Origin of the sequence: Argonema galeatum A003/A1, from assembly GCF_023333595.1 — a bacterium.
Lineage (GTDB): Bacteria > Cyanobacteriota > Cyanobacteriia > Cyanobacteriales > Aerosakkonemataceae > Argonema > Argonema galeatum.
In genome coordinates, this window is sequence record NZ_JAIQZM010000027.1 from 1 (window position 1) to 26,760 (window position 26,760).

25 protein-coding genes and 1 riboswitch are annotated in these 26,760 nt (G+C 45.4%); of the genes, 11 read left to right on the top strand and 14 right to left on the bottom strand.

Annotation, left to right across the window (positions count from 1 at the left end):
* The first annotated feature begins 70 nt into the window (after positions 1–70).
* Together LAY41_RS23250 and LAY41_RS23255 are read left to right on the top strand one after the other, a co-directional pair.
* Positions 71–364 carry a hypothetical protein gene (locus tag LAY41_RS23250; RefSeq protein WP_249103370.1) on the top strand — a complete coding sequence of 98 codons (294 nt, stop codon included), beginning with the start codon at positions 71–73 and terminating at the stop codon, positions 362–364.
* On the top strand, positions 361–573 hold the full coding sequence (locus LAY41_RS23255) for a hypothetical protein (RefSeq protein ID WP_249103372.1): 213 nt from the start codon (positions 361–363) through the stop codon (positions 571–573). The genes LAY41_RS23250 and LAY41_RS23255 overlap by 4 nt, the downstream gene beginning before the upstream one ends.
* Before the next feature lie 377 nt (positions 574–950).
* Here LAY41_RS23255 and LAY41_RS23260 read toward each other — a convergent pair whose 3' ends face one another.
* Complete coding sequence (locus tag LAY41_RS23260) at positions 951–1,766, bottom strand: type 1 glutamine amidotransferase (protein WP_249103375.1); 816 nt, start codon at positions 1,764–1,766, stop codon at positions 951–953.
* A gap of 186 nt (positions 1,767–1,952) precedes the next feature.
* Positions 1,953–3,290 carry a Mur ligase family protein gene (locus LAY41_RS23265; RefSeq protein WP_249103376.1) on the bottom strand — a complete coding sequence of 446 codons (1,338 nt, stop codon included), beginning with the start codon at positions 3,288–3,290 and terminating at the stop codon, positions 1,953–1,955.
* Positions 3,291–3,636: 346 nt separating this feature from the next.
* On the opposite strand from LAY41_RS23265, the gene LAY41_RS23270 reads away from it, so the two are divergent.
* On the top strand, positions 3,637–3,864 hold the full coding sequence (locus LAY41_RS23270) for a T4 RnlA family RNA ligase (protein WP_249103377.1): 228 nt from the start codon (positions 3,637–3,639) through the stop codon (positions 3,862–3,864).
* Between the two features lie 82 nt (positions 3,865–3,946).
* On the opposite strand, the gene LAY41_RS23275 is transcribed toward LAY41_RS23270, so the two are convergent.
* On the bottom strand, positions 3,947–4,567 hold the full coding sequence (locus LAY41_RS23275) for a TOBE domain-containing protein (protein WP_249103378.1): 621 nt from the start codon (positions 4,565–4,567) through the stop codon (positions 3,947–3,949).
* 420 nt (positions 4,568–4,987) lie between these two features.
* Here LAY41_RS23275 and LAY41_RS23280 point away from each other — a divergent pair, with 420 nt between their 5' ends.
* Positions 4,988–5,617 (top strand): L,D-transpeptidase, encoded by a 630-nt coding sequence (locus LAY41_RS23280; RefSeq protein ID WP_249103379.1) that lies wholly within the window; start codon positions 4,988–4,990, stop codon positions 5,615–5,617.
* Between the two features lie 231 nt (positions 5,618–5,848).
* Here LAY41_RS23280 and LAY41_RS23285 read toward each other — a convergent pair whose 3' ends face one another.
* The gene (locus LAY41_RS23285; protein ID WP_249103380.1) at positions 5,849–7,702 is read right to left on the bottom strand and encodes a CHASE2 domain-containing protein; all 1,854 of its coding nucleotides are present in this window, start codon (positions 7,700–7,702) and stop codon (positions 5,849–5,851) included.
* 108 nt (positions 7,703–7,810) lie between these two features.
* The gene (locus LAY41_RS23290; RefSeq protein ID WP_249103381.1) at positions 7,811–8,686 is read right to left on the bottom strand and encodes a FecR family protein; all 876 of its coding nucleotides are present in this window, start codon (positions 8,684–8,686) and stop codon (positions 7,811–7,813) included.
* 116 nt (positions 8,687–8,802) lie between these two features.
* Between LAY41_RS23290 and LAY41_RS23295 the strand changes: the two genes are divergently transcribed.
* The 5 genes from LAY41_RS23295 (at position 8,803) to cobW (ending at position 14,633) form a co-directional block, all read left to right on the top strand.
* The gene (locus LAY41_RS23295) at positions 8,803–11,298 is read left to right on the top strand and encodes a diguanylate cyclase domain-containing protein (protein ID WP_249103382.1); all 2,496 of its coding nucleotides are present in this window, start codon (positions 8,803–8,805) and stop codon (positions 11,296–11,298) included.
* A 39-nt stretch (positions 11,299–11,337) separates the two neighbouring features.
* Positions 11,338–11,487: riboswitch (cobalamin riboswitch) on the top strand.
* Positions 11,462–11,698: a CbtB-domain containing protein gene (locus LAY41_RS23300; protein ID WP_249103383.1), complete on the top strand. Its 237-nt coding sequence runs from the start codon at positions 11,462–11,464 to the stop codon at positions 11,696–11,698. It overlaps the preceding riboswitch by 26 nt.
* 295 nt (positions 11,699–11,993) lie before the next feature.
* The gene (locus tag LAY41_RS23305; protein WP_249103384.1) at positions 11,994–13,166 is read left to right on the top strand and encodes a hypothetical protein; all 1,173 of its coding nucleotides are present in this window, start codon (positions 11,994–11,996) and stop codon (positions 13,164–13,166) included.
* A gap of 2 nt (positions 13,167–13,168) precedes the next feature.
* On the top strand, positions 13,169–13,546 hold the full coding sequence (locus LAY41_RS23310; protein ID WP_249103385.1) for a DUF1636 domain-containing protein: 378 nt from the start codon (positions 13,169–13,171) through the stop codon (positions 13,544–13,546).
* A 28-nt stretch (positions 13,547–13,574) separates the two neighbouring features.
* On the top strand, positions 13,575–14,633 hold the full coding sequence (cobW, locus tag LAY41_RS23315; RefSeq protein WP_249103386.1) for a cobalamin biosynthesis protein CobW: 1,059 nt from the start codon (positions 13,575–13,577) through the stop codon (positions 14,631–14,633).
* An 88-nt stretch (positions 14,634–14,721) separates the two neighbouring features.
* Here cobW and LAY41_RS23320 read toward each other — a convergent pair whose 3' ends face one another.
* The 6 genes from LAY41_RS23320 to LAY41_RS32885 form a co-directional block, all read right to left on the bottom strand.
* Positions 14,722–16,020, bottom strand: a complete 1,299-nt coding sequence (locus tag LAY41_RS23320) for a CO2 hydration protein (protein ID WP_249103387.1) — start codon at positions 16,018–16,020, stop codon at positions 14,722–14,724.
* A gap of 193 nt (positions 16,021–16,213) precedes the next feature.
* Positions 16,214–17,734 carry an NADH-quinone oxidoreductase subunit M gene (locus LAY41_RS23325; RefSeq protein WP_249103388.1) on the bottom strand — a complete coding sequence of 507 codons (1,521 nt, stop codon included), beginning with the start codon at positions 17,732–17,734 and terminating at the stop codon, positions 16,214–16,216.
* Between the two features lie 67 nt (positions 17,735–17,801).
* The gene (locus tag LAY41_RS23330; protein WP_249103390.1) at positions 17,802–18,515 is read right to left on the bottom strand and encodes a carbonic anhydrase; all 714 of its coding nucleotides are present in this window, start codon (positions 18,513–18,515) and stop codon (positions 17,802–17,804) included.
* A 186-nt stretch (positions 18,516–18,701) separates the two neighbouring features.
* The gene (locus LAY41_RS23335; protein WP_249103392.1) at positions 18,702–20,564 is read right to left on the bottom strand and encodes an NAD(P)H-quinone oxidoreductase subunit F; all 1,863 of its coding nucleotides are present in this window, start codon (positions 20,562–20,564) and stop codon (positions 18,702–18,704) included.
* A 263-nt stretch (positions 20,565–20,827) separates the two neighbouring features.
* A complete protein-coding gene (locus LAY41_RS23340; RefSeq protein WP_249103393.1) occupies positions 20,828–23,338 on the bottom strand; it encodes a GAF domain-containing protein in 2,511 nt (836 codons plus the stop codon).
* A 127-nt stretch (positions 23,339–23,465) separates the two neighbouring features.
* A complete protein-coding gene (locus LAY41_RS32885) occupies positions 23,466–23,642 on the bottom strand; it encodes a GAF domain-containing protein (RefSeq protein WP_420840343.1) in 177 nt (58 codons plus the stop codon).
* A 334-nt stretch (positions 23,643–23,976) separates the two neighbouring features.
* Between LAY41_RS32885 and LAY41_RS23345 the strand changes: the two genes are divergently transcribed.
* Positions 23,977–24,390, top strand: a complete 414-nt coding sequence (locus LAY41_RS23345) for a response regulator (protein ID WP_249103395.1) — start codon at positions 23,977–23,979, stop codon at positions 24,388–24,390.
* Between the two features lie 62 nt (positions 24,391–24,452).
* On the opposite strand, the gene LAY41_RS23350 is transcribed toward LAY41_RS23345, so the two are convergent.
* Entirely contained in the window at positions 24,453–24,965 is a 513-nt protein-coding gene (locus tag LAY41_RS23350; RefSeq protein WP_249103396.1) for a protein-tyrosine phosphatase family protein, read from the bottom strand.
* A 233-nt stretch (positions 24,966–25,198) separates the two neighbouring features.
* On the opposite strand from LAY41_RS23350, the gene LAY41_RS23355 reads away from it, so the two are divergent.
* Positions 25,199–25,576 (top strand): hypothetical protein, encoded by a 378-nt coding sequence (locus tag LAY41_RS23355; protein ID WP_249103397.1) that lies wholly within the window; start codon positions 25,199–25,201, stop codon positions 25,574–25,576.
* A gap of 92 nt (positions 25,577–25,668) precedes the next feature.
* Here LAY41_RS23355 and LAY41_RS23360 read toward each other — a convergent pair whose 3' ends face one another.
* Both LAY41_RS23360 and LAY41_RS23365 read right to left on the bottom strand, forming a co-directional pair.
* Entirely contained in the window at positions 25,669–26,265 is a 597-nt protein-coding gene (locus LAY41_RS23360) for a hypothetical protein (protein ID WP_249103398.1), read from the bottom strand.
* Positions 26,266–26,328: 63 nt separating this feature from the next.
* The gene (locus tag LAY41_RS23365; RefSeq protein WP_249103399.1) at positions 26,329–26,757 is read right to left on the bottom strand and encodes an NUDIX hydrolase; all 429 of its coding nucleotides are present in this window, start codon (positions 26,755–26,757) and stop codon (positions 26,329–26,331) included.
* Between the last annotated feature and the right edge of the window lie 3 nt (positions 26,758–26,760).

The window sequence follows — 26,760 nt, forward strand, 5'->3', positions numbered from 1 at the left end:
TAAACCTGGAAACAGCGCTTAGGCAAAGTCACTCAGTGAAGCAAGAATCCCCTCGGCTTTAGCCAGGGGAGTGTCAATAGAACGTATTGACGATGTAACTGCAACGGAGTTCACAATTTTTGAGCGGTTTGGCGAAACGGAGGAGACAATTGATTATTTTGACCAACTCCAGAATGCCAGGGAACGAGCTAACTCATATAACTCGTGTCTGTATACTATGTTACGGCAGATTCATCCTGCTCAACCTGTAGCAAGTCGTGCTAGTCTGGAGTTACTTACCCGATATATCGAAGAAGCAGAGGCTACCGTAAATGCTGTAGCTGCAAGTGTTTCTGAAATTAGGAGGGATTTTAACTTACCATGAGCAATGAACCTAGAATTCCAGATGCAGAAACGAGAGCGCGTCATATTACCAAGTTGCAGGAACTGGTAAGACGGATGGATGGTCACATTCTGGATTTAGATGAACTGAATGCCAAATTAGAGGCGGATTTGGTGGAACAGCGCCGGAGATATTATCTGGCGCGTGAGGCAAGTCGAATTGCAGCACAAAAAAAAGAATCTGAATCATAACCTCAAACTACAAATAATCAGGCGTTTTTAGATAGGTATCAATTTTTCTTTCTACTAATTGTTGGTCTGTTATTTCACCTCTAACCTGTTGGCATATCCTATTTTTAAATCACTCGGCGAGTGAACACATAAAGCAATTAGATCCAAAACAAAAAAGTAGAATAGAAGAAGATCAATCCTTCTATATAAAAATTAAAACACTATATACTGCCAGATGTACATAGTAAATTTACGAAGTTTAATAATTTTTTATTTACCAGCGAGCAAAATTCCAAGCAACGAATTGCTGAAAGCTTTGATAGCGCAATTTTTGACGGTGCGTTAGCGAAGCGTAACGCACCCTACTAACAAGGAATTCGACCTAAACTTCCCATCACCTACCGCCGAGTAGCAGCAACAGATTCGCTAACACCCAACCGCTTAAACATCGCTGACCGCGCCTGTAACGCCAGGGTATCATCCAGCGGTGACAGGGATACTGAAATCTGATATTTCTCTGCCAAAGCTGTCTGAATTAACCAATCTGCCAAAAAGGGATTCTTCGGTAAAACTGGGCCGTGAGAATAGGTAGCGATCGCATTTCGATAAAATGCACCTTCCATACCATCCTCACCATTATTGCCATAACCTGCGATCGCTTTTCCCAGCGCTTCTACCTTCCCCAAATAAGTTCTACCGCCGTGATTTTCAAATCCAATTACTACTGGCGGCTTACCTAACATCGCTTGTAGTTCCTTTGCTAATCGAGATGCAGTGATCTCAAAAACCACATTACCGATACAACGCCGCGCATCGATACCGGGATGCTTACTCACAAAATCAAATAATCCTAATCCTTCAATTCTTTGACCGATCGCAGGTTCGTAATAATGGCCCAGCAACTGAGGTGCGCCACAAGTAAAAACTCCCGGTGTACCAGCTTCGATTATCTCCCGCAACGCCTCAGCTTTGGCACCGCGCAAATCGCGCATCACAATTTCTTGCTGTCTGTCTTGTGCGCCGCCACCGACTAATAAATCGACTTTGTGAAAATCTGCTACTGTTGATTGCAAATCGAGGGGCAATACTTGTACATTATATCCCCGCCATTGAGCGCGTTGTTGCAAGCAGATCGCGTTACCGCGATCGCCATAAGTACTCATCAGCGTCGGATACAACCAACCAATTGTTAATTCTCTGTTGTCATTAGTCATTTGTTATTTGTTATTAGTTATTGGTCATTGGTCATTGGTGATATCATGTCCGGTAGCATCGGTTATCTAAAAAATTCCTGTTATTATTCTTATCTGCGTTTATCTGCGTTCATCTCTCTTCATCTGCGGTAAAAATTCAACCAATGATTCCCACAGACAAGGCCGATGTAACCGGATATGATATTATTACAGAATTTTCCGTCCTGTCAGCAATTCCCGCACTTCAAGCATTGCTGAATAAGTCGGCAAAATGTGCAGCGTTTCGCCATCTGGGGTGTATTCGAGTGCGGTTGCGATCGCGTCTTTTAAATCTTCTTCGATCATCAATTTGCAGCCGTTGTTCTCATCCTTCTGGCTGTAACGCAGACGCAGCGCCATATCGTAAACGCGATCGCCACTCACGACTATAGTACCTCCCGACGCCACTAACTTTTCTGTATCCACATCCCAAATCCAAGATACGTCCGTACCATCAGGCGTTCTGTCATTTAGCACCATCAGCGTTGTAGACGAACCGCCACCACTCTTGATTTCGTTTACCGCGCGGATGGTTTCGTTCATGCCGACGGGATTTTTAGATAATAAAATCCGCACCCGCTTCCCACCAACTTCTAATTCCTCAGCGCGTCCAAAAGCAGCTTTGAAATCTTTGATACTATCGCGAATGTTATTATCGTCTATACCAATTTGTTGGGCGACTAACACCGCAGCCAGCGTGTTGTATTTGTTATAAAGCCCGATCAGAATTTGCGGCCATTCCCGGCTATCAATACTTAGTTTGCTCTTAGTAAAACCGCACTTAGGACACTCAAAATCACCCTGGTGGGAAAGATAAACACCCTGATAATTCAACGAATGACCGCAACTCGGACAGTAAATTGAGTCTACAGCATGGGGAATTTCATCAAGATAATACTTCGGCTCGTTTAAGCCAAAGTATAACACCCGCTGGGGCAATTTCTGACCCAAATGAGAAAGAGTAGGATCGTCCGCATTTGCTATAACTACAGTTTCTAAAGACATCGGTGAAATGGCTTTCTGCCAGCGCTGGCTAATCGTATCTACCTCTCCATAGCGATCGAGCTGATCCCGAAACAAATTCAAACATAAAATTATCCGAGGCTGACAGGAGTCCAAAACCAACGGCAAGATATTTTCATCCACCTCCAGAATTGCGTAATCAGCAGAAACCTTACCCGCCAAATTGGTATTTTCCAACAATGCGCCAATCAACCCATTTACCAAATTGGCACCCGTAGCATTATGTGCAACCCGCCATCCTTGGCGTTCCAGCATAGTCCGCAGCAGCAACGATGTGGTGGTTTTGCCATTCGTACCCACGATAAAAATAACGTCCTGCTTGACTTGGCGACACAGCAGTTGCAGTATCTGCGGCTGAATGCGACTGGCGATTTCTCCGGGTAAAACGCTAGCCGCACCCAGTCCCAGCAGGCGAACAAGAGAAGTTATCGTGCGTGCAGCTGACACCGCTAGGCTTAGTCGCAGTCCATTTACCAATTGCATTCCTACTCTGACATCCTTAACTATCGAACATCTAGGCAGCGAAGCCCTGCCTAAAATGCTCTTTACATCTGCAAAGCTACAAAATCCGCCTGAGTTTGCATCGGGCCTTTCCGATCGGGGTTGCCCCTCAGTTGTCTTGGCGGCGATTCAAATCTAAGACTGCGAGAAATTATACCCTACTTGACTGCCATTATAGCGCTTTCCTGAGTATAAGTACTTAAAATTTATTTTTTTCTCGCTCCCAGGTTCAACCCGCCGCAGAAAAGGAGGCTCTGCCTCCTGTGTCCCAGCTAAAAGCTGCGCTATTCGTATATAGTTTACAAAGACTAAGATCGGGCCAAATTATATGGAACTCATTGAACATTTAACAGAATACGGATTGCATCGTCTCACTACAGAGTTTTTTATTAGGGTTAAAAGGCATACTATCTATCCTAATTTGGTTTTACTAAAATATGATTCAATCAACTCGCCATTAAGTGAAAAAGTAGTGCAGCAATCTAGAGGGATTATCCTAGATGAAGCAAAAGATTGGTCGCTCATTTCTTATCCATTTGATAAATTCTTCAATTAATGTCGATCGCGAATTTTGATTAATAGAATTGGGGATTGGGAAAAAAGTACTTTTTACTTCCCCAATCCCCAGTCTCCACAAGTTACCAAAGGGCTCTCACTGGCCGACTCGGCTGAGTTGTTTCTGAAGAGGTTGTATCGGGTGCCGACTCAGTGTTTTGATCTACCACCTGTCTCGACTCTTGCATATCACCAGTCGTTTGTTCGGTAGTTTGCTGGACGCTAGAGGGAGTCATAGTACTCCTGCGAATAGTAGTTTCTTCGACCACGCGCCGACCTTCTGTTCGGGTGGTCATTTCTGCGTCGCTGGCTGCTTCGGTGCTGGTGGTAGTTGAGTTAAGAGGAGTGGTATCTGCTGAAGTAGGAGAGGCTGGGCCTGCACTGACAACTTCAACCATAAGATTACCGTCCTTCATGGATGTCATAATTTCCATTCCAGGCCGCAGTCCCAGGCGATCCCTTTCGGCTCGGCCTATCATAACTTGTCTGGTTTCACCGTTCGGCATTTCCAGCGTTACCACGTTGCCGACAATACTTTTGATCTTGCCTGTCATGCTAGAGCTATCCATGCGATCGATCTGCGCTAGAGCTTGTCCCTCTGCTTGTTCCCCAGATGGGCGTGCTAGAGCCGGATATACTGCCACTAGGGAAAGCAACAGCGACAGCGTTGTACCTGTCAATACTTTGGTTTTCTGAAGACGCATTACAACCTCACTTTTCCGAAATTGGACAACGGACTCAGCAGTTTATTATATCATGGTTGGTAAAAAGCCGATCGAATCCGCATATACTGCTGACTTTAACGCAGCTGCGTTGGCAGGAACTCTATCTAAAGACATCAGCTATTTGTATAGGACAGGTCTTGAAAGCTAGCTTTTTAGAAGCTTTTTACGATCGCGACCCTTAATCAGCAGACCATCCTCAGTAATCCATAGTTATTTGTCAATGATTCATGACTAATGACCAATAGACCTCTCCAGAAATTAAAGGTGAGTTACCTATAACCCTTGTAGAGACGTTGCATGCAACGTCTCTACATTCTTTGAAAGGAGATGTCTAATGACTAATGACAGCCAAAAAGCGAAGTTTATGGAGTCTTAAATTATAGGTATAATATGTAGCCGATGAACCGATCGAAGTCCGAACTCTGCTTGAATTGTTTGCAAAGGATGAAAGGAATGGTGAGAGGAGAATCCCTATCTCGAAACTTGATGCTGTTCTGCTTTGGGGCAGTAATTTCACTAAGTTCGGCTCAGCGGCAGGCTACTGCCTCGATACTAACTACTCAAGAGACAACGAAGAGCCAGACACAACTTCAGAGTCACATACCTGCTTTTGTGCCGCCATCCTGGTTTAATCCCACTCAAAATACTAATTTGACGATCAAGTTGAGCGATCGCCGCGTCTATGTCTATCGGGATAATCGCGTGCAATCCAGTTACCCTATAGCTGTAGGTAAGGCAGGTTGGGAAACACCTACAGGCACCTTTAAAGTTCTACAAATGCTACAAAATCCAGCTTGGGAACATCCGTGGACAGGACAGGTTATACCTCCAGGCCCAAATAATCCTTTAGGAGTCAGGTGGATTGCTTTTTGGACTGACGGTAAGAATATGATCGGGTTTCACGGCACCCCAAACGAACAGCTGATCGGACAGGCAGTTTCCCACGGCTGTGTGCGGATGCGGAATCGGGATGTTATGGCTTTATACCAGCAGGTGACTGTAGGTACAACTGTAACAGTACAACGCTAGTATAGCTTTGCAGAAATCATCTCCTTTGAAATAAGGGTGACTGGAAAAATCCAGCCACCCTTTATAATTTTTTTATTCTTAATTTGAACGCCCTCATGCCTTATCGCAGCTTGCGAGTGGGTGAGATACAGGCAAGTTGTAGGGGCGGGTTTGGCAGATAATTTCTGGTGATCGGACAAGAATAATGGCAAAACCCGCCCCGACGAACGCGCTATCAAACAACCGCGAGACTCATTTTTCCCCTAAAATAGTGTAAATTATCGTCTCCTGCTGGCGTCCCCGCAGTTGGATGGTTGTGACTTGTTGAGCAAGATAGCGATCGCTCACATAATCAAAAGTTTCACCTGTGAGGAGTATTTTATAAGGTTTGTCAGTAGTTAACTCTTTATTCATAGCCTCCAATCGGGCCGCTACATTTACAGTATCTCCAATCACAGAATAATTCAGTCGTCTAGAACCGCCTACACTACCGGCGATCAGTGGCCCCGTGTGAATGCCAATCCCAAACTGAATTACCGGCTTATCTTCTGCTTTCAGACGCTTGTTTAGCTGTTTGAGCCGTTCGTGCATGGCGAGACTGGCTGCGATCGCATTCATTGCATCCTGTCGAATTTCTTCTGGTTGTGTGTGGGGAAAGGGTACGCCAAAAACAGCCATAATCGCATCCCCAATGTATTTATCCACGACACCGCCACGATCCATAATGCAGTCAGTCATCGCATCCAAATACTGGTTTAGCCAACTAAGCAACTCGCGGGGAGAAAGTTTTTCTGATATGCTGGTGAAACTTCTAATATCCATGAACAAAACAGTTGCTGTCAGTTCTTGGGCTTGCAGTTCACCCTCGTCGATAATCTCGTCTTTGCGCTGCCAAATCAAGTTAGCCGTTTCCGGGGCAACGTGCTTTTCAAACAGGTTCATCAGTTGTTGCCTTTCGTACTGTTCTCCCAGTTGTACGCCGATTCCAGCTAATAGGATTGTGCCAATCGGTGCGGCAATGGGAATCCACCATTGATAAAAACTGAACCCCACTACCGCAATTCCAAACCAAGTTATCGGCAACAAAAAAGCGATCGCAATTCTTCCCTTCAAATCTCGATGGAACAGCAGCCAACTGGTTGTTGAGCCAAGCAAAAGTAACAGCCCAATTTCCATCGTCTTTGGGAGTTTTTGTAGCAGCCGGTGATTGAGCAAATTATCAATTACAGCAGCGTGGAAATAGACTCCTGACGTGGGCGGTTCTAAATTGTAGGGCGTCCGCAACGGATCTGCTAAACCTGTGGCAGTAAAGCCAACTAAAACAAACTTACCTGCAAAATCTTTAGGTTCAAACCGACCTTCAACAACATCAACAAACGAATAAGTGGGTGGTGATTTTAGCTGCGGAACATTTGGTAAAGATTTAACCGTTCCCGGCCAATTGAGCCAAACTTTTTGTAATTCCTCTTCTTTAACCGGCCCTGGAAAAGATACTGGTTGGTTTGGATTGTTGAGGTTGTACACCTCAATCAGAGCAGGGCCAAGCCCAGCGATAGAATCTTCAGGCCCGTTTACCCAAATTGCTGCCTCGCGGGTAACGCCATCTGCGTCAACTTGGTGGTATATTTGACCCTGGTTAGCGGCTGCGTCTGCTAATTCTGCTACGGGTTCGAGGAGGTTGCCTTGATTATCCCAAGCCCTAGCTAGTACGACTTTACCGTTAGCTGCGATCGATGAAGCAAATTGGGCATCAAATGAACTTGGATCGATAAACTTTACATCAAAACCGATCGCAGCAGGCGGCGATTTTTCTAGAGCCTGCAATAGTTGCGCGTAGCGAGTGCGCTGCCAGGGAAATTGGCCGTATTTCTCCAAACTTGCTTCGTCAATCGCAATCACCGCAATTCTCTCATCCCAGTTTCGATGAGGCAAAATACCGATTTCGCGAATTTGAAACAGGTTATTATAGCCCGTTTGTTCCAGACGTTTCCAGCCGCCTAGATGCAAAATTCCTACAGATAAAAGCGCCGCCACTCCACCCGTCAGCCAAGGAGAGCTATTGGAAAAATAACGCCGCAGATGCTGAATCCAGCTTTTATGTACCATAAATAACAGGTAATTTATAAGAAATTTAAAATTTAAGATTTAAGATTTCAGATTTAAAATTGGAAAGAAAAAACCCCAATTTTAAATCTGAAATCTGCCATTCTCCTTCTAAGGAGCCACCAGTTCATAAACTTGCTCTTCGCCCAAGGGATTGCGAACCATTAATCTCAGAAGACCGTTGCTTGGAAGTGGGACAACAGTGTCGAACAAACCCGTAGGACTAACATCTACAGGTAAATCGTTGAGAAAAACCGAATTAATTGGATTGACAACCCCACTTACCCGAACTTTACCAGTATCTGGTGCTGGCAAAAGTTGTACGCTGACTCGGACATTTCCAGATATCAAACTAGGAGGTGTAGGAGGGTTTCCGGGTACGATAACAGAAGCATAGCCCGCACTGACCGCTTCGGTTCGATCGGCAGCGCTGACTGCGACTATCCCATCCACAGTAATAACCCGTGTTTCGCCGTTGGGCACAACTTCAACCACAAACTCTGTACCGCGCACTCCGGCAACGCCACCTGGTGTTTGAACGGAAAAGCGCGATTGAGGGTTGCTAAAGCTGCGAACTTTGGCTCGCACCCGTCCCCTATTCATTGCCAGATCCGTGGTACTGGAACCATTGCGACCTCTGCTGAGATTTTTCACTCGGACATTGGTGTTTTCTGAAACGTCAAGGTTGCCAATGCCATTATCTACCGCCAGTTTAGCGCTAGAGCCATTACCAGTGGTGATGCCTTCTCCCGATCGGCGCAGGCGATCGCCCACTTTTGCAGAGCGTGCTTGCAAAGCTTTGAGAGATTCGTAACCATAACTTACGTTGCCGTTAACCTCTACTATTTCCAGATAGCGTTCTTGACTCAGCCGTGGAGCCCCACCGCCAAACACCGGCACTGAACCGGCTATTAAGATTCCCGTTACTAGCAATAAGCTCAAGATTATAGTTCTAGGTGTTCTGAACAAATGGGTGAGTGTCTTCATGTTTGGCATTTACAGTTATGCTGAAGCTGAACCATTCTTAATGGTTTCATACAAGACGCACCCATTCAGGAAATTGTCCCACTAATAACATAGATAAACGCTACACTCTCTGGTGTATGCCTAATACTTCAGCTTTCCCGCTCTATAGAGCCATAGATCGTCACCCCCTAACAGTTACACCTGATACGCCAGTTTACCAGGCGATCGCGCTGATGAGTCAGGCGCGATCGAGCTGCGTTTTAGTGGTTGATCGGCAGCAGTTAATAGGGAACGGACGTGGTTCCATAAAGGGTATTTTTACAGAGCGGGATGTCGTTAAAGCTACAGCGGAGAATAGACTTATAGAAGATATGGCGATCGCAGAGGTGATGACCCAGCAGCCCTTTACCCTGAAAGAAGCCGAAGCGCAAGATATTGTAGTGCTGCTCAAACTGTTCCGTCAAGGTAAATTTCGCCATCTGCCCATTGTAGACGACCACGATACTTTGGTCGGCCTGATCACCCACCAAAGTATTCGAGAAGTGGTGAAACCAGCAGATTGGATGCGCTTAAGGCGAGTTGCAGAAGTGATGACAACTGAGGTAGTCCACGCGCCCTTGAATGGATCTTTACTACAGTTGACCCAGATGATGGCACAAAAGTGTGTAAGTAGCGTGGTAATTGCCACAGAGGCAGAGGGAAAGCTTGAGTCCAATTCGCCCCAGAGATCGAAGTTGCTGCCCGTAGGGATTGTTACAGAACGCGATATCCTGCAATTTCGAGTTTTAGGTTTAGACTTCAACGAAACTAGAGTCCAAACAGTGATGAGTAGTCCCCTGTTGCCCATTGGACCCACGGATTCCCTGATCGCCGCCCACGAGCAAATGCGGCTGCATCGGATTCGGCGGTTGGTGGTTTTGGGAGATGTTGGGGAACTGCTGGGTATCATCACTCAAACCAGTATGCTCCAAGCGCTAGATCCGATCGAAGTAGATGCCTCCATAGAAGCTTTGCAGCAAGTAGTTGACGAACGGACAACAGAACTTTCGCAAGCCAACAAGCAATTAGAACGGGAAATTCAGGAACACCAGCAAACTGAGGCGGCATTGCGGTTATCGCAAGCTCGTCTGGCTGGAATTCTCAATATTGCCGAGGATGCCATTATCTCGGTAGACGAACAAATGCGGGTTCAACTTTTCAACCAAGGCGCAGAAAAAATCTTTGGTTACACTGCCGCTGAGGTTTTATACCAGCCAATTGACCTGCTTTTGCCTTCCGGCTTCACCACAGCTCATCGCCAGCACATCTTTACCTTGTTGCAATCCACTGATGTTAGGCAAAAAATGGGAGGGCGTCGGGAAATTTGGTTGCGGCGCAAAGATCGCACCGAGTTTCCAGCTGAAGCTTCTATTTCCCAGATGGATGTGGGAGATGGAAGCATCTGGACGATTATTCTGCGCGACATCAGCGATCGCAAGCAGACGGAAGAGTCGCTGCGACACCAAATGGCGCGGGAGCGGCTCGTGGCAGCAATTTCCCTGCGAATTCGTCAGTCGTTGGACATAGACACAATTCTTAATACCACCGTCGCCGAAGTGCGACAATTTCTCAAGGCCGATCGAGTGATGATTTATCGTTTTAACGCCGATTGGAGTGGGGTTGTGGCGGTAGAATCTGTTGGCCCTGGCTGGACTGCCATTCTGCAAACAACAATCATAGACCCCTGCTTTGGAGAAAGTTATGTCCACCGTTACCGAGAAGGTCGCATCCAGACTATTGAGGATATCTATACCGCTTCTTTGGATCGGTGTCACATCAACTTACTATCTCAGTTTCAGATCAGAGCAAACTTGGTGGTTCCCATTATAAAAGAGAACAGGGGAGCTTTTGTGCAGGAGAGCGAGGGAGAAAAAGAGCGGGAGAGCGATTTTTCCTTCCCTCCCTCATCTACTCCCCCATTTCATCTTTGGGGGCTGCTGTCGGCTCATCAATGTTCGAGGTCTAGACGGTGGCAGGAGTGGGAGATAGATTTGCTCAAGCAACTGGCAACGCAAGTGGCGATCGCACTTCAGCAAGCGGAACTATACCAACAGTTGGTAGCAGTGAATCAACAGCTGCTGCAATTAGCTTCTTTAGATGGCTTAACCCAGGTAGCAAATCGTCGTCGGTTTGACGAATACCTCAACTCTGAGTGGCGGCGGCTGCTACGGGAGAAAGAACCTCTGTCCCTGATTATGTGCGACGTAGACTTTTTCAAAGCTTACAACGACTCCTACGGTCATATAGCAGGCGACATCTGTTTGCAGAAAGTTGCCGATGCTCTAGCTCAAGCCATCAGACGCCCAGCCGATCTGGTAGCCCGTTACGGGGGCGAAGAATTTGCCGTTATTCTGCCCAACACCGATGCTACAGGAGCGGTTTGCGTAGCCCAGGAGATCCGCTCCAAAATAGCAGCTTTGGAAATTGACCATCCCAAGTCTGGCGTAAGCAAGTATATTACGCTCAGTTTCGGAGTCGCCAGCACCGTTCCTGAGCATCAATCCTCTCCTGGTAAACTGATTGCAGCCGCAGACGAAGCGCTCTATCAAGCAAAAGCACAAGGGCGCGATCGCGCGATCGCCCACACTACCTAAAACTACTTTCCCCTTTCGGAAAGCACAAGTAGTGCGATACAATACCGAAATCCAGTCGGTTCTGGTGGGGATCAGCCACCAGAGGTAACGGGGAAAGAACGGTGAAAGTCCGTCGCTGTCCCGCAACTGTTATGAAACCATCCCTTTTGGTATCTAAGTCAGAATGCCTGCCGACTTGAACATCACCCCTGAAAACATCTGCGAGGTACGGATGACTGCTCATTCTATTTCTGTCCGAAAAAAAGCGATAAGTTTGACTTTATCGCGCCCTGTACAAGCGACACTCTACTTATCGCTCTCCTCTGCGATCCTCTGGACGGTGTATTTCTCCACCTATCCGCCAGCGCATAACAATTTGCATTCTCTGCGTCACCACACTTTGACAGTTAGTTGTCATTAGTCATTAGCGATCTCCTTTCAAAGAATGTAGAGACGTTGCATGCAACGTCTCTACAAGGGTTCAAGGGTTAGCACCTTTAATTTCTGGAGATGTCTATTAGTCATTGGTTAGCAGGGACTTTCCCATTTGTCCCGATAAATTTAGATGCTAAATGGTTCTTTCGTGTCAAATATGCTGCTTTGGACACGGCATATTTAAATCTTTTGTATGACCGACATATTTATGATGCCGTGTCCCTACAAAAATGTTCATAAAGAACATTTGCATAATGATTCCGAAAAACCCCAAAGAACAAATGACAACTAACAAAAATATTTTGATAGCTGCTCTTGCATTGATAGCGCTAGCTTGCTTGCGGTTGAGTGGGGCAGGGGTAGCACAATCCCCCCAACCAACAGTAAAATTGACAACGGAACCCTCCGTTGGGCAGTTGTTACCCTTTGAAGCAGAAGCAGCGACACCTCAATTGCCAGCGCGTCTAACGCTACAAGCGCTCAATGCAGCTGGTAAACCCCTAAAGGGTGCCAAAATTCACCTCACTATTCTCACGCCGCCTAAAAATCCCTGGTTTAGTACCGATTTCCCCATAGTGGAGGGAACAAAGTTACTGGATATTGAAACTATTGCTCCTAGTGGCAAACTGCAAGTCGAGCAAATTTTGCCTATTCGGGGTAAATATGAGCTACTGGTAAAAGTTACCCCAGTCGTTGCCAATCAATTTAAGCCGATTCAGCAAACTCTGACCTTATTGGTGCCTGAAAATGCCGTCAAATGGCGCAACTTTGGCATTTTAGTAACGATTCTGTTGCTGGTAGGATTGGGGGGTGGCTGGATAATCGGAGGGAAACAAAAAATTCAGCCAGGAGAAATAGCACCGGAGCGGGTGCGATTATTGTTGAGTGGAACAACTGTAATTGCGATCGCAACCCTACTATTCGTAAACATCAGCGCTGAACTCGCAGAATCTCAGCCTCATGAACATCAGTCTCATGAAGATTCGCGACAAAGAGAAAACGCAGCCATTACCACTTCTTCAGGAATAAAACTCGAATTAACCGGAGATAACAACGCAACAGTAGGTCAACTTGCTAAGTTTAAAATTCAAGCAATTGACACTAAAACAAATAAACCAGCTAGCAATTTAGCCTTGAAAATCAAGACAATTCAGTTAGAAGATAATTGGGTGGCGTTTGCCTATACTGGAACGACAGATGCCAAGGGAGAATTTGAATGGCGTCATCAATTTTTCGATGGCGCACCCCACCAAGTAGAGGTAGAATTTGCTAACAAAAATCGTACAGCAACTGAATTTTTACCTTTGCAAGTGAACAGAGCGATCGCCGTACAAGGCATAGCGCCTCCCCTGTCAGTGCGATTAATTGCCCTAGCTTATTTTACGGGCATAATCGGAATAGGCTTACTATTAGGACTGCGATTGCGCCAACGTACAGCAGAGAGATTTCAGTAAAGATGCAACACATTTTGTTTGTTTGTAAAACCTGTGCCACTGTTTGGAAACAGGGAAAACCAGAAGGAAAAAGCGGCGGTCAACAACTGTTAGAAGACCTAAGCGAACTGCACCAAAACTGGGATTTAAAAGATAACTTTCCCATTCAAGAAGTTCAGTGCATGAGCGCGTGCAGTCATTCCTGTACCGTCTCTTTTGTCGCTACAGGCAAATACACCTACCTATTTGGCGATTTACCAGTTCAAGATAGCGCAGCTGCCATACTGGAGTGTGCCGCTCAATACTATGCCAAACCAGATGGTTCGCTCCCTTGGTCGGAGCGACCCGAACCGCTGAAAAAAGGCATATTGGCAAAAATTCCACCCATCGGGGTATTTTAGATTTTAGATTTTAGATTAAGGAGCTTTTATGGCTGGAAAGATTCCTGTTACTGTGATTACTGGCTTTCTCGGTAGCGGCAAAACAACCTTGATTCGTCAGATGCTACAGAACAATCAAGGTCGCAGAATAGCAGTTCTGGTAAACGAGTTTGGTGAGCTAGGAATAGATGGGGAATTGCTGCGCTCGTGCCAAGTTTGCGATGAGGAAGAAGATGCTGCTAGCAATATTGTCGAACTCACCAATGGTTGCCTTTGTTGCACCGTTCAAGAAGAATTTCTCCCCACTATGCAACAAATTTTGCAGCGTAGAGATAAGCTGGATTGCATACTAATCGAAACATCGGGATTGGCTTTACCCAAACCATTAATTCAAGCATTTCGCTGGCCGGAAATTCGCACGGGTGCCACAGTGGATGGTGTGGTAACTGTGGTGGACTGCGAAGCTGTTTCGGCGGGTACGCTAGCAAGCGATCTCAATGCTTTAAATGCTCAACGACAAGCAGATCCAAATCTAGATCACGAAACGCCGCTCGAAGAACTTTTTGAAGACCAACTCGCTTGTGCTGACTTAGTGCTGTTGACTAAAGTCGATCGGGTAGATTCCCAAACTCAAACTCAGGTGCAAAACTGGCTCAGACAACAGTTACCTCAATCGGTGAAAATTGTCCCTTGCGAACAAGGAAATATTAATCCAGAATTGCTATTGGGATTCAATGCTTCTGTAGAGGATAATTTGGACAATCGTCCCAGTCATCATGATGAGGAAGAAGACCACGACCATGATGAAGAAATTAACTCGATTCATTTGATTTTAGATAAAACGTTTGAGCCACAAGCTTTGGTAGCTAAACTGGAAGATTTAGTAAAAAAATTGGAGATTTATCGGATTAAAGGTTTTGTCGAAGTTTTGAATAAGCCGATGCGGTTAGTGCTGCAAGGAGTGGGCGATCGCATAGAATACTTCTACGATCGTCCTTGGCAACCTTCCGAACTGCGTCAAACAAAATTGGTGTTTATTGGTCGGGCTCTTGACAAAAGTCAAATTCAGTCAGCACTTTTAGACATGATAGAGAATCCGCTTCTATAACCCCCTTTATCTCGATCTGCTATAGAGACGTTTCATGAAACGTCTCTACAATTGTAAAGGTCGTAGGAGATAGCAAATCCTCTATATCCTACCTATAATCCTGTCTCTGAATATCCCGCAAACGAGCTTCCTGACGCTTAAATCGGTCAATTTGCGCTTCAAAGAAAGCGCGATTAGCTTGTAAATGTTTCGGATTAGAATCGTCTAAAGGATAAAGCAACGCTTGTCGCAATGCTTGAATTACAGCTGAGGTAACGTTGTACATCGATCGCTGAAAACTAATCCCCAGTTGGATTAACATATCATCTTCACCTCGGCAGTGTTTGCTATAGTAATCGACCAGGTATGGTGGCAAGAAGTGAAGCATATCCTGCATCAACAATGTGGGGGGAATACCAGCTGTACCTACTGGAAAAACATCGGCATAAAGAATACCGTAGTGGAAATCTTTCTGCTCATCAGGAACTTGTTTAGCTTGAGCGTTGTAAGACTTAGTACCCCGGAATGGAGCGGTGCGATAGAAAACAGCTTCTACATAAGGTAATGCTGCTTCGTATAGCCACATGAAACCTTTTGATTTGGGGATGATTTCGTACATTTCGCCACGAATGTAGACGTGGTGATAAATGGGACGACCCGCCACTGCAAATATGCCATTTACGAGAAAATTCATCGCATCGGGGACATTTTTGATATCGCCAGAATCGTAGCGATCGCTCATTTCAAAGAAAACCGGAGCCATCACTTCCCAGAACAATCCCAGATTGCTATAGTAAGATAATTGCCGCACCTGTTCCAAAAACATATCTGGAAACAGCTTATAGAGTCCCAACATCGCTGGGTTGCCTTGAAAATAAGCCTTAATTGCCCGATCTGCATTAGCTTTATATTCATCGCTATCCAAGTAGGGGTCAAATTTTCCGCCCATACCTCTATGCCAAAGCATCGCACGCATACAAGCTTCGGCAAATTCCATGTTGATGCGATCGTGCCACAAGTGATGAAATAACTTCGGCATTTTGAAAGTTTCGCCCTTCTCCATAAACGCCAAAAGTTCAGGATGGGCAGTAGCAGCACCTTTTTGCCAAATTCGCAAATCGGCATCATCTCCGGCGTAATGATTGTGTAGCTCTAAATACTCTTTCGGCAGGAAGTATTTAAAGAAAGGAAACGGATTCAAAAATTCGCGCTCAGCAATATAAAGTAAGTCGCGCCAGTAGAAATCCATCGGTACAGCATAAGCTTTATAAAGACCGATGATTTGCATGAGATTTTCCGGCGTATCCGGTAGCATCGCGCCGCCTGCTTCTAGGCGATGAATTACGCCAGCAAATTCATGGGTAGAAGGAGGCAATTTGGTTTCCGGTTTAATTGGAGTTTGTAACATTTTCAGTTCCTTTAATTACTCAATACGGATTGTAGAGTAGGGGCGGGTTTTGACTTTAATCTGATCGATAGGAATCAAGCTCTTTGGCTAAACCAGCCCCTACCCATTTGGAGCGAGCATTTGCGTAAACGATATAAGAGAGATCTAAAATTGTTTGGGCGTGATTGTAATCAAAAACAACACAATTCAGAATTTATTCTGTCTTCTGATTATGGATTCCTGAATTCTGGGAGAGGGAAGCGATTTGATAGCTATTAGCGGGAAAAGAAGCAACGAGCGCATTTATAGTCGGTTCGCTCCAGCGCACTAACCAGCTAGGCTGTATTCCCAAGAATAAGATCAGGGCGGCTAAAATCAGAGCGGGTGTGCGTTCCTGCCATTGAACTTTGGGATAGTAGGCGGTATTGTTGTCCAGTTTACCAAAACAGGTGCGGTTGATCAAAATGACAAAATAAACGGCGGTTAAGCCGCTACAAATCACACAGATAAGTGTTGGTATTGGAAAGGTTGAAAAACTGCCTTGGAGGACTAAATATTCAGCGATAAATCCCACTAAGCCAGGGATGCCAGCACTTGCCATTCCCCCAAGAACTAATAAGCCACTGGTTAGGGGTAAACCGCGCATGGGACTCATCAAACCGTTGAGAAGATCTAAATCGCGAGTGCCAACTTTTGTTTCGATTACTCCTACTAAATAGAAGAGAATTGCGAGGATTAAACTGTGTGCAACCATTTGACTGACTGCGCCGACTAAACTTAGAGGTGTGGCGGCGGCACAAGCTAAAAGTATATAGCCCATGTGACCGATCGAACTATAGGCAACCATGCGTTTGATGTCTTTTTGTGCGATCGCGCTCAATGCCCCGTAAACCGCACTCACAGCCCCCAAAATCGCTAACCCAGGTGCCGCAGTTGCCCAAGCATCTGGGAACAGCGCCAAACCAAAACGCACTAAGCCATAAGTTCCCAATTTGGCGAGTACGCCACCGAGAAGAATCGCTACACCTGGAGAAGCTTCTGTGTAAGCATCAGGCAACCAAGTATGCAAAGGAACCAAGGGAATTTTGATGCTGAAGCCTACCACTATAGCTGTTAGCAGAATAAGCTGCGTATTTAAAGGTAATTTTTGGGTGGTGAGCGATTCGTAAGCGAAAGTGGGAGTTTCGCTCAACCATGCCATACCCAAGAAAGCACCTAGAATTAGAAATCCGGAAATTGCCGTAAAAAGTAGAAACTTCATCGCCGCGTATTCGCGCTTTTTTCCTCCCCAAACGGCAATCAACAGATAGAAAGGAATCAGTTCTATCTCGTAAAACAGGAAGAACAGCAGCAAATTTTGAGATAGGAAAGCGCCTGCAACACCAGCATTAACCAACAAAATCAAGGCATAGTAAAACTGGGGTCGCGTTAGCTGCGAATTGCCACTGTAAATCACCAACCAAGTTAGCAAACTGTTTATTACCAACAGCGGTAAAGATAACCCATCGACACCGAGTCGGTAATTTAATTTCAAAGGTTCAATCCAGGGTATGAATTCAGTAAACTGCATACCCGGATTGCTGATGTCAAATTGGCTAAGCAGCCAAAATGTCCAGAGAAGAGTAATGGTGGCAACCGCGATCGCGATCGATCGCGATCGGGCCGCTGTTCCTCCCGGCCAAAATCCTACTAAAGCTGCACCTAAAACAGGTATCCAGAACAATGGACTGAGCATAGTACAAATTAATTCTGCTTGTTCAGAAAAGTTGTTATTTCAACAGTGGAATAAGGGAGGAAAGCGACTAAATAACCATACTGACTGCGCCAGTATCCAAATCGTAATATCCGCCGACAACTTTCAGTTTGCCTTCCTTAATTAACTGAGAGATTACTGGCGATGCTTTTAATTTTTCAGCTTGCAACAAAACATTTGCTTTAATCGCATTTTCTAGTTTATCGCCCCTTTGATTTTTTGAACTTTCCACGGCGGGTTTAATTGCCGCAAGTAAACTCCCAATTTGACCGGGAACTGGAGCGCCTTTGATGGTTGCATCTACAGCACCGCATCTTTCATGACCGATTACCATTAACACTTTGGCACCCAATACTAAAGTGCCAAACTCAAGGCTGCCGATTTCTTCTGGAGTTGCCACATTACCAGCTATGCGACATACAAATAAATCCCCCAGTCCCTGGTCAAAGATAATCTCGGTAGGGAATCGCGAATCTGCACAACCGAGGATAGCAGCAAACGGTTTCTGACCTCGCGCAACTTCTGTGAGACGCGATCCAGTTTGGTTGGGGTTTTCACGTTTTTGATTAACGAAGCGTTGATTTCCTGTCATTAACTTTTGCAGAGCCAGATCGGGGGTTATGTCACTTTGGGCTACTGCTGGTTCGGGGGTGAACAACTGGGAACCTACTTTAGCTGCCACTACGCCTGTCCCTAGCGCGGCAGCGCCAAATTTGAGTAAATTTCTCCTGGAGAAACCGGACTGTTTATTTTTTCTGTTCATCAAATTCTTCCTGAATTTCAAAGGTTTAATTAGATTACCAGAAATTGTGAGTTCGATCGAGTCAGTATCGAGGACTGAGGCGGTGTTTTAGGCAATATTTTTGGTTTCGCCCCCCTAGCCCCCCAGATTTGGGGGGTTGGGGGGGCTAGGGCGTAAGTCCTGTTCACTTCGTTTCGCTAACGCACCCTACGGACTAAGGACTAGCGAAAGACGAATCAACAGTGGCCAAGTCATCGTAATTAGCAGCAAAATTACACCGAATAGGATTGTCAGCGCGTAAAACTGCGTCTGTCCAGAAACGTTGTACTTTAAGCTTTGGCCGCTAAACATTGTGGCTAAACCGACAAAGTTGACGATGCCATCTACTAAGTAGCGATCGATCGCAGAAATGATGTTAGACACTAAGCCAACTACAAAAACAATCGTGACCCGGTAAAGTTGGGGAGTATAAAAGTCGTATGCAAATAAGTCTTGCAGTGGTTGGTAACCCAACTTTACTGGTTTTGGCCAATTGTTATTGAGATAAATTAAACTGCCAACACCACAACCAATTACACTTGACGAAACCAGTAAAACCGCTGCGGTTATATTTAAAGTTGTCCAATCTGGTAACAGTTGCCATTGCCAAAGTAGCAATGGAACGTGCAGGGTTAAGCCCATTAAAATTATCATGGGCAATGCCATCGGCCAGTGAACTTCTGGCGCTCGCTGTGACATGGCCTTGCTTTTACCAGCGAAAATCGAACCAAATTCGCGAGTTACGCTAAATGCCGTTAAACCGTTAACTATTAGCACAACCCAAAATAACCAAGATTCATTTGTCCAAAGACGATCTGCTAATTGCAGCAAAGCCCAAAAGCAACCGAAAGGCGGTACAGCTAACAATCCGAAAGCGCCGACAATATAAGATAGTGCCGATACGGGTCTGCGCGACCAAAGACCGCCAAGTTGGGTGAGATCCTGGGTGATACCGTTCCAAACGATCGCGCCAGTACTCATCACCAATAGGGCCATCGCCAAAGCGTAGGTTAACAGCAACATCAGCGCCACTTCAGCTTGCTGGGTGCCAACTGCAATGAAGACTAAACCCATGTAGGCGCTGACGGTGTAAGATAAGGAGCGTTTGATGTCAATTTGTGCGATCGCAATTAAACTCGCGCCAATTGCTGTCACCGCACCGACCAACACCGTAACTGACGTCACTAACGGCGAAAGCGCTAAAACTGGTTGCAATTTCACCAACACCCAAGCACCAGTCGCCACCACAACCGAGTTCCGCAAAATTGTAGAGGGAACTGGCCCTTCCATTGCTTCATCCAACCACAAATGCAGCGGAAATTGAGCGCATTTACCCATCGGTCCAGCAATTAAAGCCAATCCCAATAAAGCCGCAGTTGTTGGCGAAATCTGGGCTGTTTTTGCCCATTCTGCTAATTCAGAAAAGTTCCAAGTTCCAGCTATAGGCAACAGCGCCAGCACTCCCATCAGCAGCAATAAATCTCCTACCCGTTTTGTTAAGAAAGCGTCTCTGGCACCCGTCACCACCAAAGGTTGACTAAACCATAACCCAACGAGTAGGTAGGTTCCCAAAGTGAGAACTTCCAGAATCATGTAACTGAAAAACAAGGAATTGCAGAGAGCAAGACTGCACATTCCGGCTTCAAAAAGTGCCAGTAAGGAATAAAATCTTGCCCATCCCCAGTCCATCTCCATGTAGCCGATCGCATAAATCTGCGCTAACAGATTCAAAAAAGTTACTAAAACTGTGACACCGACGGTAATAGAAGAGATTTCCAAAGGTATAGATAATTCCAACCCGGCTACGTTCACCCAGGGAATTACTAACTGTTGCGCTGGCAGATCCCAAGTGGCTATTAAGGCAAGTAAGCCGTGTATAAAAGCTGTTAATGTCATCAACAAGTTGATGTAACCAGCCGGTCTTGGGCCAGTATAACGAATAATTCCCGGCGACCAAGGTATTGACAAAATCACCCCCGTAAGGGCATAACATGGTATTAACCAAACGGTCTGAAGCAGAACGTGAGACATCTAGATTACCTCGAAAGTTTCACCCAAAACTCAACCCCTATCAATGAGGCTGAGTTTATTCACCTCGCTCAAAACGATTCAGATTGTGCTGTTTAATTTTTTTTTAATCTTTGTTTTTAGAGTTTAATGTTCAGCGGATTAAAAATAAATAGCGAAAACATAAAATTTAACGATGGTAAAGATAGATTGGATTCTATGGCAAAGTGCTGAGTGTTGAGTGGGTAATTCTCCTCTGCCCCCCTGCCCCTCTGCCCCTCTGCCCCTTACTTGTACGGACGAATAGGAATTTCAATAATGAACTCTGACCCCTGTCCAGGATCTGAGATACACTTCAGCTGACCGCCGTGTTTTTCAGCGACAATCTGGTAGCTAATCGATAGCCCCAAACCAGTTCCTTTGCCTACGGGCTTTGTGGTAAAAAATGGATCGAAGAGGCGTTTTCTCACATCCTGGGTCATTCCCGGCCCATTATCGCGAATTGCGATCGCAACGAATTGGGCGTAGGGCGTAGGGTCTTGGGCATTGGGGATACAGTTATCTTCCGGGAACTGGTTTTCTTGCCGATCGCACCATCGCCCCCTGAAGGTGCGGATAGTGATTATTTTGGGTGGGATTTGGTTTTCTAGGGCGTCGATCGCATTGCTGAGGACGTTCATAAACACCTGGTTGAGCTGTCCGGCATAGCACTCCACCAAGGGCAAATCGCCATACTCCTTAATTAGTTGAATCTCCGGCCCCTTGGCCGTACCTTTGAAGCGATGTTGTAAAATCAGCAACGTGCTGTCAATACCTTCGTGGATGTTGACAAGTTTCATTTCGGCTTCATCGAGGCGCGAGAAGTTCCGCAGCGACAGCACAATCTGACGAATCCGTTCTGTACCCACCTGCATCGAGGTTAATAATTTGGGTAAGTCATCCTTGAGAAATTCTAGATCGATCGCCTCAGTTTTATGGTGAATTTCTGCGGCTGGGTTGGGGTAATGTTGTTGATACAAGCGCAGCAGTTCCAGCAGATCTTCAATGTAATCGCTGGCATAAGAAAGGTTGCCGTAGATAAAATTGATGGGATTGTTAATCTCGTGGGCAATCCCTGCCACCATTTGACCGAGACTGGACATTTTTTCAGTTTGTACCAGTTGAGCTTCGGTTTGTTTTAAATTTTCCAAAGCTCCTTCTAGCTGTTGCGCCTGGGATTGGGCGGCGTTTGCGGCGGCGCGGGTTTGGGCAAAAAGTTCGGCTTGATCGATCGCGATCGCCAATTGGTCTACAACGGCTTTGAGCAGCTCCACTTCGCTCTCGCCCCAAGGTCGAGGGCCGCTACAATGGCTGCATACGACAGCTCCCAGCTGACCGGAGCGAGTTGCCAAAGGTATTAGCAATTGCGAGGTAACGCCCAAAGTGCTTAGGAGTACTTGCTCTTGGTTATCGAGATTGGCAAGGTTGCTAATATCATCTATGCGAATTGTCTCTAAATTGACGATTTTTTTTACCAGAACGGTAACTTTCTCGGTTGGGTAGTCTGCTAACAAGCTGGCTAGGTTGGGATTGCACGCTTCGTGAGTTACAGTCAGGCTGGGGTGTTGCGGATCGGGCCAGCACCACAGAAAGTGACAGCGATCGATTTGCAATAAACTGCGAATCTCATTGACAGCAGTACCCAAAATAGTATCCAGATCTAGAGAATTTCTGATTTGGCTAGCTAGACGGAACAGCAAGCTTTCTCGACGGGACAGCAGTTCCGATCGCGCCCAAGAACGGTCAATTGCTACAGCAATGGCGTTGGCTACCCACTCCAACATATTATGGCCTTCTTCGCTTAAGGGTTGACGGCTAAAAAGAGCCATAACGCCAACCAACCGCTCTTCTACAATCAGGGGATACCCTGCAAAAGCTTTTACTTGTTCGCCGCTATAAGGTTTTACTCGTTCCAACCATGCAGTTACACCGAGACGATCGCGATCTCGGAAGTCGTTGGTTAAGTAAGCTTGATGAGTTCGAGCGATCGTCTCAACGACGCTGCTGTCTGGGCGAATATAATCACATACAGCTGCTGTGTAAGGTTCATTAGGGGCGACCCATGCGTCGCCCCTAACATCTGTAGCAAACGCTAGAGCCTGAAGTTCCAATCGATCCGACCCTTGCTTAACTGTCCAGATGCAAGCATTAACAGCATCTAAATGATCTATCATAATTTGGGTGCAACGGTTGAGGATTTCCGATATCGCTCCACCTTGTCCCAGGGCAATACCTACCTGGGCACCGAAACCTGAGAGGCGCGATCGTTCCATCAGCATCGCCTCTGACTGCTTCCTCGCCGTCACATCCCGGAAATAAACCGACAAACCGCCCTGATAAGGATAAGCTCTGATCTCCAACCAAATACCCAGTCGTGGATAAAACTCCTCAAAATGAACTGTCACCCCCCTGGATATTGCTCTAGTAAATTCTTTCTCAAACGTGGAACCGATCGCCTCTGGTAACTCATCCCATATACACTTACCAATTAACTCTTTCTTGCTTCCCAGCATGGGTTCCGCCCTTGCGTTTAAGTAGGTGAACCGCCATTCGCGATCCAGCACAAAAAAAGCATCTGTAATGCTTTCAAAAATCTCAACAATATTCCACGGTATTTCTGGCGGCATTTCCCTCACTTTTATTACCTTGCGCCGTAGGTGGCTTCCGCCCCGTAGCGATCGTTGCCTAACCACTTGGCGACTTATCGTTTTAAGTGCCTCACACCGCTCGCAGCTCAAATCGGGTGGTACGTAATCCATCCGTTTTTCTCCAGGGTACTGCGACCATAACACTTGGACTAGCGTTTTCTGGCTGGATCGGCTTAGTCGATGGACAGCCCAGCCTTTCTGGCAGCAATTCTCAAGCGTGAGTTTGGGAGAGCCATTTCTATACCGCGCAAGCATGGTTGGGAGCGGAGGATGTCACTACACTTAGCGTACCCATAAGCAGTCCCTCAGTTTTCACTAATGGTACACCAGGGTAAAACCGAATTTTCGCATGGTCGGTTATTGCTGGACTTTTGGCAAACCGTTCGTCAGCTAACGCATCCAGCACTATCAACATCTCGGAGCGGCGTCGCCCCCCATACCCGACAGTCGAATTACAATTTAGCTCTCCGGTTGTATTTTAATATTTATTTTAAATTGTTTAACTAATTATTACAATTACTTTTTAATTATTCTTAAGCTGATTTAACATAATTCAATATAATTATGGTGGGACAGTTGTCGCTATCGATGCAGGTGGAAATGTGTTAATAAAAGTCCTAGATGTTTGATTTGACTCCTGAGTTTACATAAAAAATTTCGCCAACTTAACCTGTTCGCCCCTGAAGTAGGTTCTGAGAACAAGTTAAAGTTGTGTTATTAGGGTAGAGTAAAAGACTGGAGCAAAAAATATGCCTTCAAATATAGGTAATGTGCCGACAATCCTAGCAGTGGATGATAGTGTGGTCACGCAAGAAATGGTCAAACGTGCTTTAGCGGGAGACTATCGGGTTTTAGTGGCAGGAAATGCTGTAGACGCCTTGGCAATGATTTACCACGAAAAAATTGCTGTCCTATTGCTGGATGTTTCCATGCCCGGTATTGATGGTTTGGAGTTTTGTCGCACCGTGCGTAACTTACCTCAGTTTCGCGACCTGCCGATTATTATGCTGACGGCAAGAGACAAATTGTTTGACAAAGTGCAAGGGCGTCTGGCAGGTGCGACAGAATATTTAACTAAGCCATTTGATACCAATCAATTGCGTCAGGTTGTTGGCAAGTTTGTCAGTGCTGATTTGGCTTCAGAAGTTCAGGGCGAAGTTTAATCAATTTTAGATCTTAGATTTTAGATTTTAGATTGGGGGTTTATTGGTAAGATAAATTAAATTTATTCAGGCATCTGAATAAATTCGCGAATCGCACGCAAAGCAGAGGGATGGGGCAGAGAATTAGGACGAACTTGTTTAAGCCAGTTAGCTGCTTCCCAAAGTTCCATTTTGTGATATCGACACAGGTAAGCAATACAAACCGTGGGCGAGCGCTCAATCCCTGCGAGACAATGAACATAAGTTGGCACTGAATTTTCCATATTTTCGCGAACTACAGCTACTGCTTCAGCTAGCTGTTCTACTGTTAGCTCAGTTGTGTAAAATCGATCCGGTAAAACCAGACGCAAACATTGAAAATTTTGGGTAATATCTTCTGGTAAAGTTCCCTCTGACTCCGCACACAGGGAAAATACAAATTTAATGTTGGCTTTCAAGAGTGCAGCACCGTCACCCGCTTGGGGTAATCTTCCCACAGCTAGCTTTTCCGGAAGCACCCAGTGGATGGGAAGTTCGGTTTTGGGGGAAGTAGATTTGGGTTCGATTCCCAGGAGTCGTTTGAATTGGTCGAGCATTTGGTGCAGAAACCGCGTTAGTTTTTGCTTTGTCTGGGCAGTAGCACATATAAGCTGTGCTTTTTTAAGCTATAGCATACTTTGGATAGATGCGATCGCTTTTAATGTATCGCCCGCTCTCGTAGCTGTTTCGCAATTATAGTGAATGCGATCGCTTTCACGACAACCTTTGGCACAATTATAATTATCGACGAAAGTTCGTTGCCCGGTGAGCTAATCCCCAAAATAAGCGCATGACTCAAGTTACACTAGCAGAAATAGCACGGTTTCGTTCTCAATTTGCAGATTATCCCACAGCTTTACAAGCCCTGCAAGCGATCGAGGATTGCGAAGGGGATTTAGAAGATGCCGCTATAGCCTTGGCAATCCGCGCCGGACAGCAACCGGAGATCGCAAATTCCGATTGGTTGGGCATTCTAGCCCGTAAATGCCGTTCTGTTATCTGTCGCAGCGAATTTCGCGATGATTTGTTAAATGGAAATTTTGCCGAAATAGTGCCCTACTTGGCAGCAACCAGTCTTTGCCCTGCACTGTTGGCAACTCCAGTCATTATGTATGTCGTTCTAGAGGGCATAAACGATTTTTGTCACCCGATCGATCCTGTTGTATAGTATCTCTCGGCTCTTTCGGAGTTGTGATGCTTTTGTTCAAAAAATCACATTTTATAGCTTAGTAAATATGAAAGAGCCGTTTTTCGATCCATTTATTGTAATCCGTTTGCAAAAATACCTAAAATTTTATTGACATCTTTCAGATAATACTCTGTCGAGTCAACTCTAAGTTGCTTTTCTTCTAATTGTAAAAACCTCCAAACATTTCCTGAAGTAACTGCTCCTAAAATAACTGGAATTTTATTTTCCTCCCGTTCGTTAAAAACTTGGGCAGCTAACATTTCTGAAGCGCACTGACCCAAGCCTCCGACAATATTTTCCTTTTTAGCCTCTACCAGAACAATGACAGGAGATTTAACAAACAACTGTTCGGTAGAATTACTAATAATATAGTCGCATATTCCGTTTAATCCACGTTCAAAATCCACATTAAAATCTACTCCCGAAAACAAGCTTATTTTTGAGGAAACTTGTTTTTTTAAATCTAGCAAAATCGGCGCAATAATCATTTCCGATCGCGCTTTTTCCGTGTTGATTTTTAATGCTAATTGTGCATTATCTCCTAAAAATTCTGTGAGTAAAATACTAGGTTCCAACTGAGGAACGTTGACAAAAAGGTCTAGATCTTCTGAAATAGTCAACTCAAAGGCTTTCTGCACTTTTTCTAAAGTAAAATCACTGTAAGCCATTTTATTTTTCCCACTCTTTTACAGGTAATGGTAGTGCTAAACCACAAACCACCGTTTGGATCTTTACAAGTAATCCAAAAACTGCTCTGGAACTAACTTTAATTCTCCCGACTTAAACCGATTAATTTCTACCCACAACGCCGTTTTCTGTCTCTCTCCCTCAGTAAAAACTAAACTTTCCAACTGATAAAATTTCGGGTCTGCAAAGTCGCATTGATAAACTTGCAGAATCTCGTGACCCGGCTTACCATTGAAAGTAAATAAGTTTTCCAGACAGCCCAAATATTTGATATTGGTTAATTCTGCCTGGATTTCTTCTTGAAATTCTCGCTGCAAAGCTTCGTAACTGGTTTCGCCAAAGTCAACACCGCCGCCCATTGCGCGGTAAAAGGTTTGTTGCTTAATGGGGTCGTAGCCTTGGGAGATGAAAATGCGTTCATCATTTTTAATCGCTCCCAAAGCCAGCACTCGAATTTCACCTTCTTTTAGCATTGT

Excerpts from the sequence above, each read along its gene's own strand:
- LAY41_RS32885 (WP_420840343.1), bottom strand. The coding sequence starts at position 23,642 with ATGTTGATAGTGCTGGATGCGTTAGCTGACGAACGGTTTGCCAAAAGT.
- LAY41_RS23330 (WP_249103390.1), bottom strand. The coding sequence starts at position 18,515 with ATGAACAGAAAAAATAAACAGTCCGGTTTCTCCAGGAGAAATTTACTC.
- LAY41_RS23360 (WP_249103398.1), bottom strand. The coding sequence starts at position 26,265 with ATGGCTTACAGTGATTTTACTTTAGAAAAAGTGCAGAAAGCCTTTGAG.
- LAY41_RS23365 (WP_249103399.1), bottom strand. The coding sequence starts at position 26,757 with ATGCTAAAAGAAGGTGAAATTCGAGTGCTGGCTTTGGGAGCGATTAAA.
- LAY41_RS23340 (WP_249103393.1), bottom strand. The coding sequence starts at position 23,338 with ATGGATTACGTACCACCCGATTTGAGCTGCGAGCGGTGTGAGGCACTT.
- LAY41_RS23275 (WP_249103378.1), bottom strand. The coding sequence starts at position 4,567 with ATGCGTCTTCAGAAAACCAAAGTATTGACAGGTACAACGCTGTCGCTG.
- LAY41_RS23320 (WP_249103387.1), bottom strand. The coding sequence starts at position 16,020 with ATGTTACAAACTCCAATTAAACCGGAAACCAAATTGCCTCCTTCTACC.
- LAY41_RS23265 (WP_249103376.1), bottom strand. The coding sequence starts at position 3,290 with ATGCAATTGGTAAATGGACTGCGACTAAGCCTAGCGGTGTCAGCTGCA.
- LAY41_RS23345 (WP_249103395.1), top strand. The coding sequence starts at position 23,977 with ATGCCTTCAAATATAGGTAATGTGCCGACAATCCTAGCAGTGGATGAT.
- LAY41_RS23255 (WP_249103372.1), top strand. The coding sequence starts at position 361 with ATGAGCAATGAACCTAGAATTCCAGATGCAGAAACGAGAGCGCGTCAT.
- LAY41_RS23295 (WP_249103382.1), top strand. The coding sequence starts at position 8,803 with ATGCCTAATACTTCAGCTTTCCCGCTCTATAGAGCCATAGATCGTCAC.
- LAY41_RS23260 (WP_249103375.1), bottom strand. The coding sequence starts at position 1,766 with ATGACTAATGACAACAGAGAATTAACAATTGGTTGGTTGTATCCGACG.
- LAY41_RS23310 (WP_249103385.1), top strand. The coding sequence starts at position 13,169 with ATGCAACACATTTTGTTTGTTTGTAAAACCTGTGCCACTGTTTGGAAA.
- cobW (WP_249103386.1), top strand. The coding sequence starts at position 13,575 with ATGGCTGGAAAGATTCCTGTTACTGTGATTACTGGCTTTCTCGGTAGC.
- LAY41_RS23300 (WP_249103383.1), top strand. The coding sequence starts at position 11,462 with ATGCCTGCCGACTTGAACATCACCCCTGAAAACATCTGCGAGGTACGG.
- LAY41_RS23355 (WP_249103397.1), top strand. The coding sequence starts at position 25,199 with ATGACTCAAGTTACACTAGCAGAAATAGCACGGTTTCGTTCTCAATTT.
- LAY41_RS23290 (WP_249103381.1), bottom strand. The coding sequence starts at position 8,686 with ATGAAGACACTCACCCATTTGTTCAGAACACCTAGAACTATAATCTTG.
- LAY41_RS23270 (WP_249103377.1), top strand. The coding sequence starts at position 3,637 with ATGGAACTCATTGAACATTTAACAGAATACGGATTGCATCGTCTCACT.
- LAY41_RS23325 (WP_249103388.1), bottom strand. The coding sequence starts at position 17,734 with ATGCTCAGTCCATTGTTCTGGATACCTGTTTTAGGTGCAGCTTTAGTA.
- LAY41_RS23305 (WP_249103384.1), top strand. The coding sequence starts at position 11,994 with ATGACAACTAACAAAAATATTTTGATAGCTGCTCTTGCATTGATAGCG.
- LAY41_RS23350 (WP_249103396.1), bottom strand. The coding sequence starts at position 24,965 with ATGCTCGACCAATTCAAACGACTCCTGGGAATCGAACCCAAATCTACT.
- LAY41_RS23280 (WP_249103379.1), top strand. The coding sequence starts at position 4,988 with ATGAACCGATCGAAGTCCGAACTCTGCTTGAATTGTTTGCAAAGGATG.
- LAY41_RS23285 (WP_249103380.1), bottom strand. The coding sequence starts at position 7,702 with ATGGTACATAAAAGCTGGATTCAGCATCTGCGGCGTTATTTTTCCAAT.
- LAY41_RS23335 (WP_249103392.1), bottom strand. The coding sequence starts at position 20,564 with ATGTCTCACGTTCTGCTTCAGACCGTTTGGTTAATACCATGTTATGCC.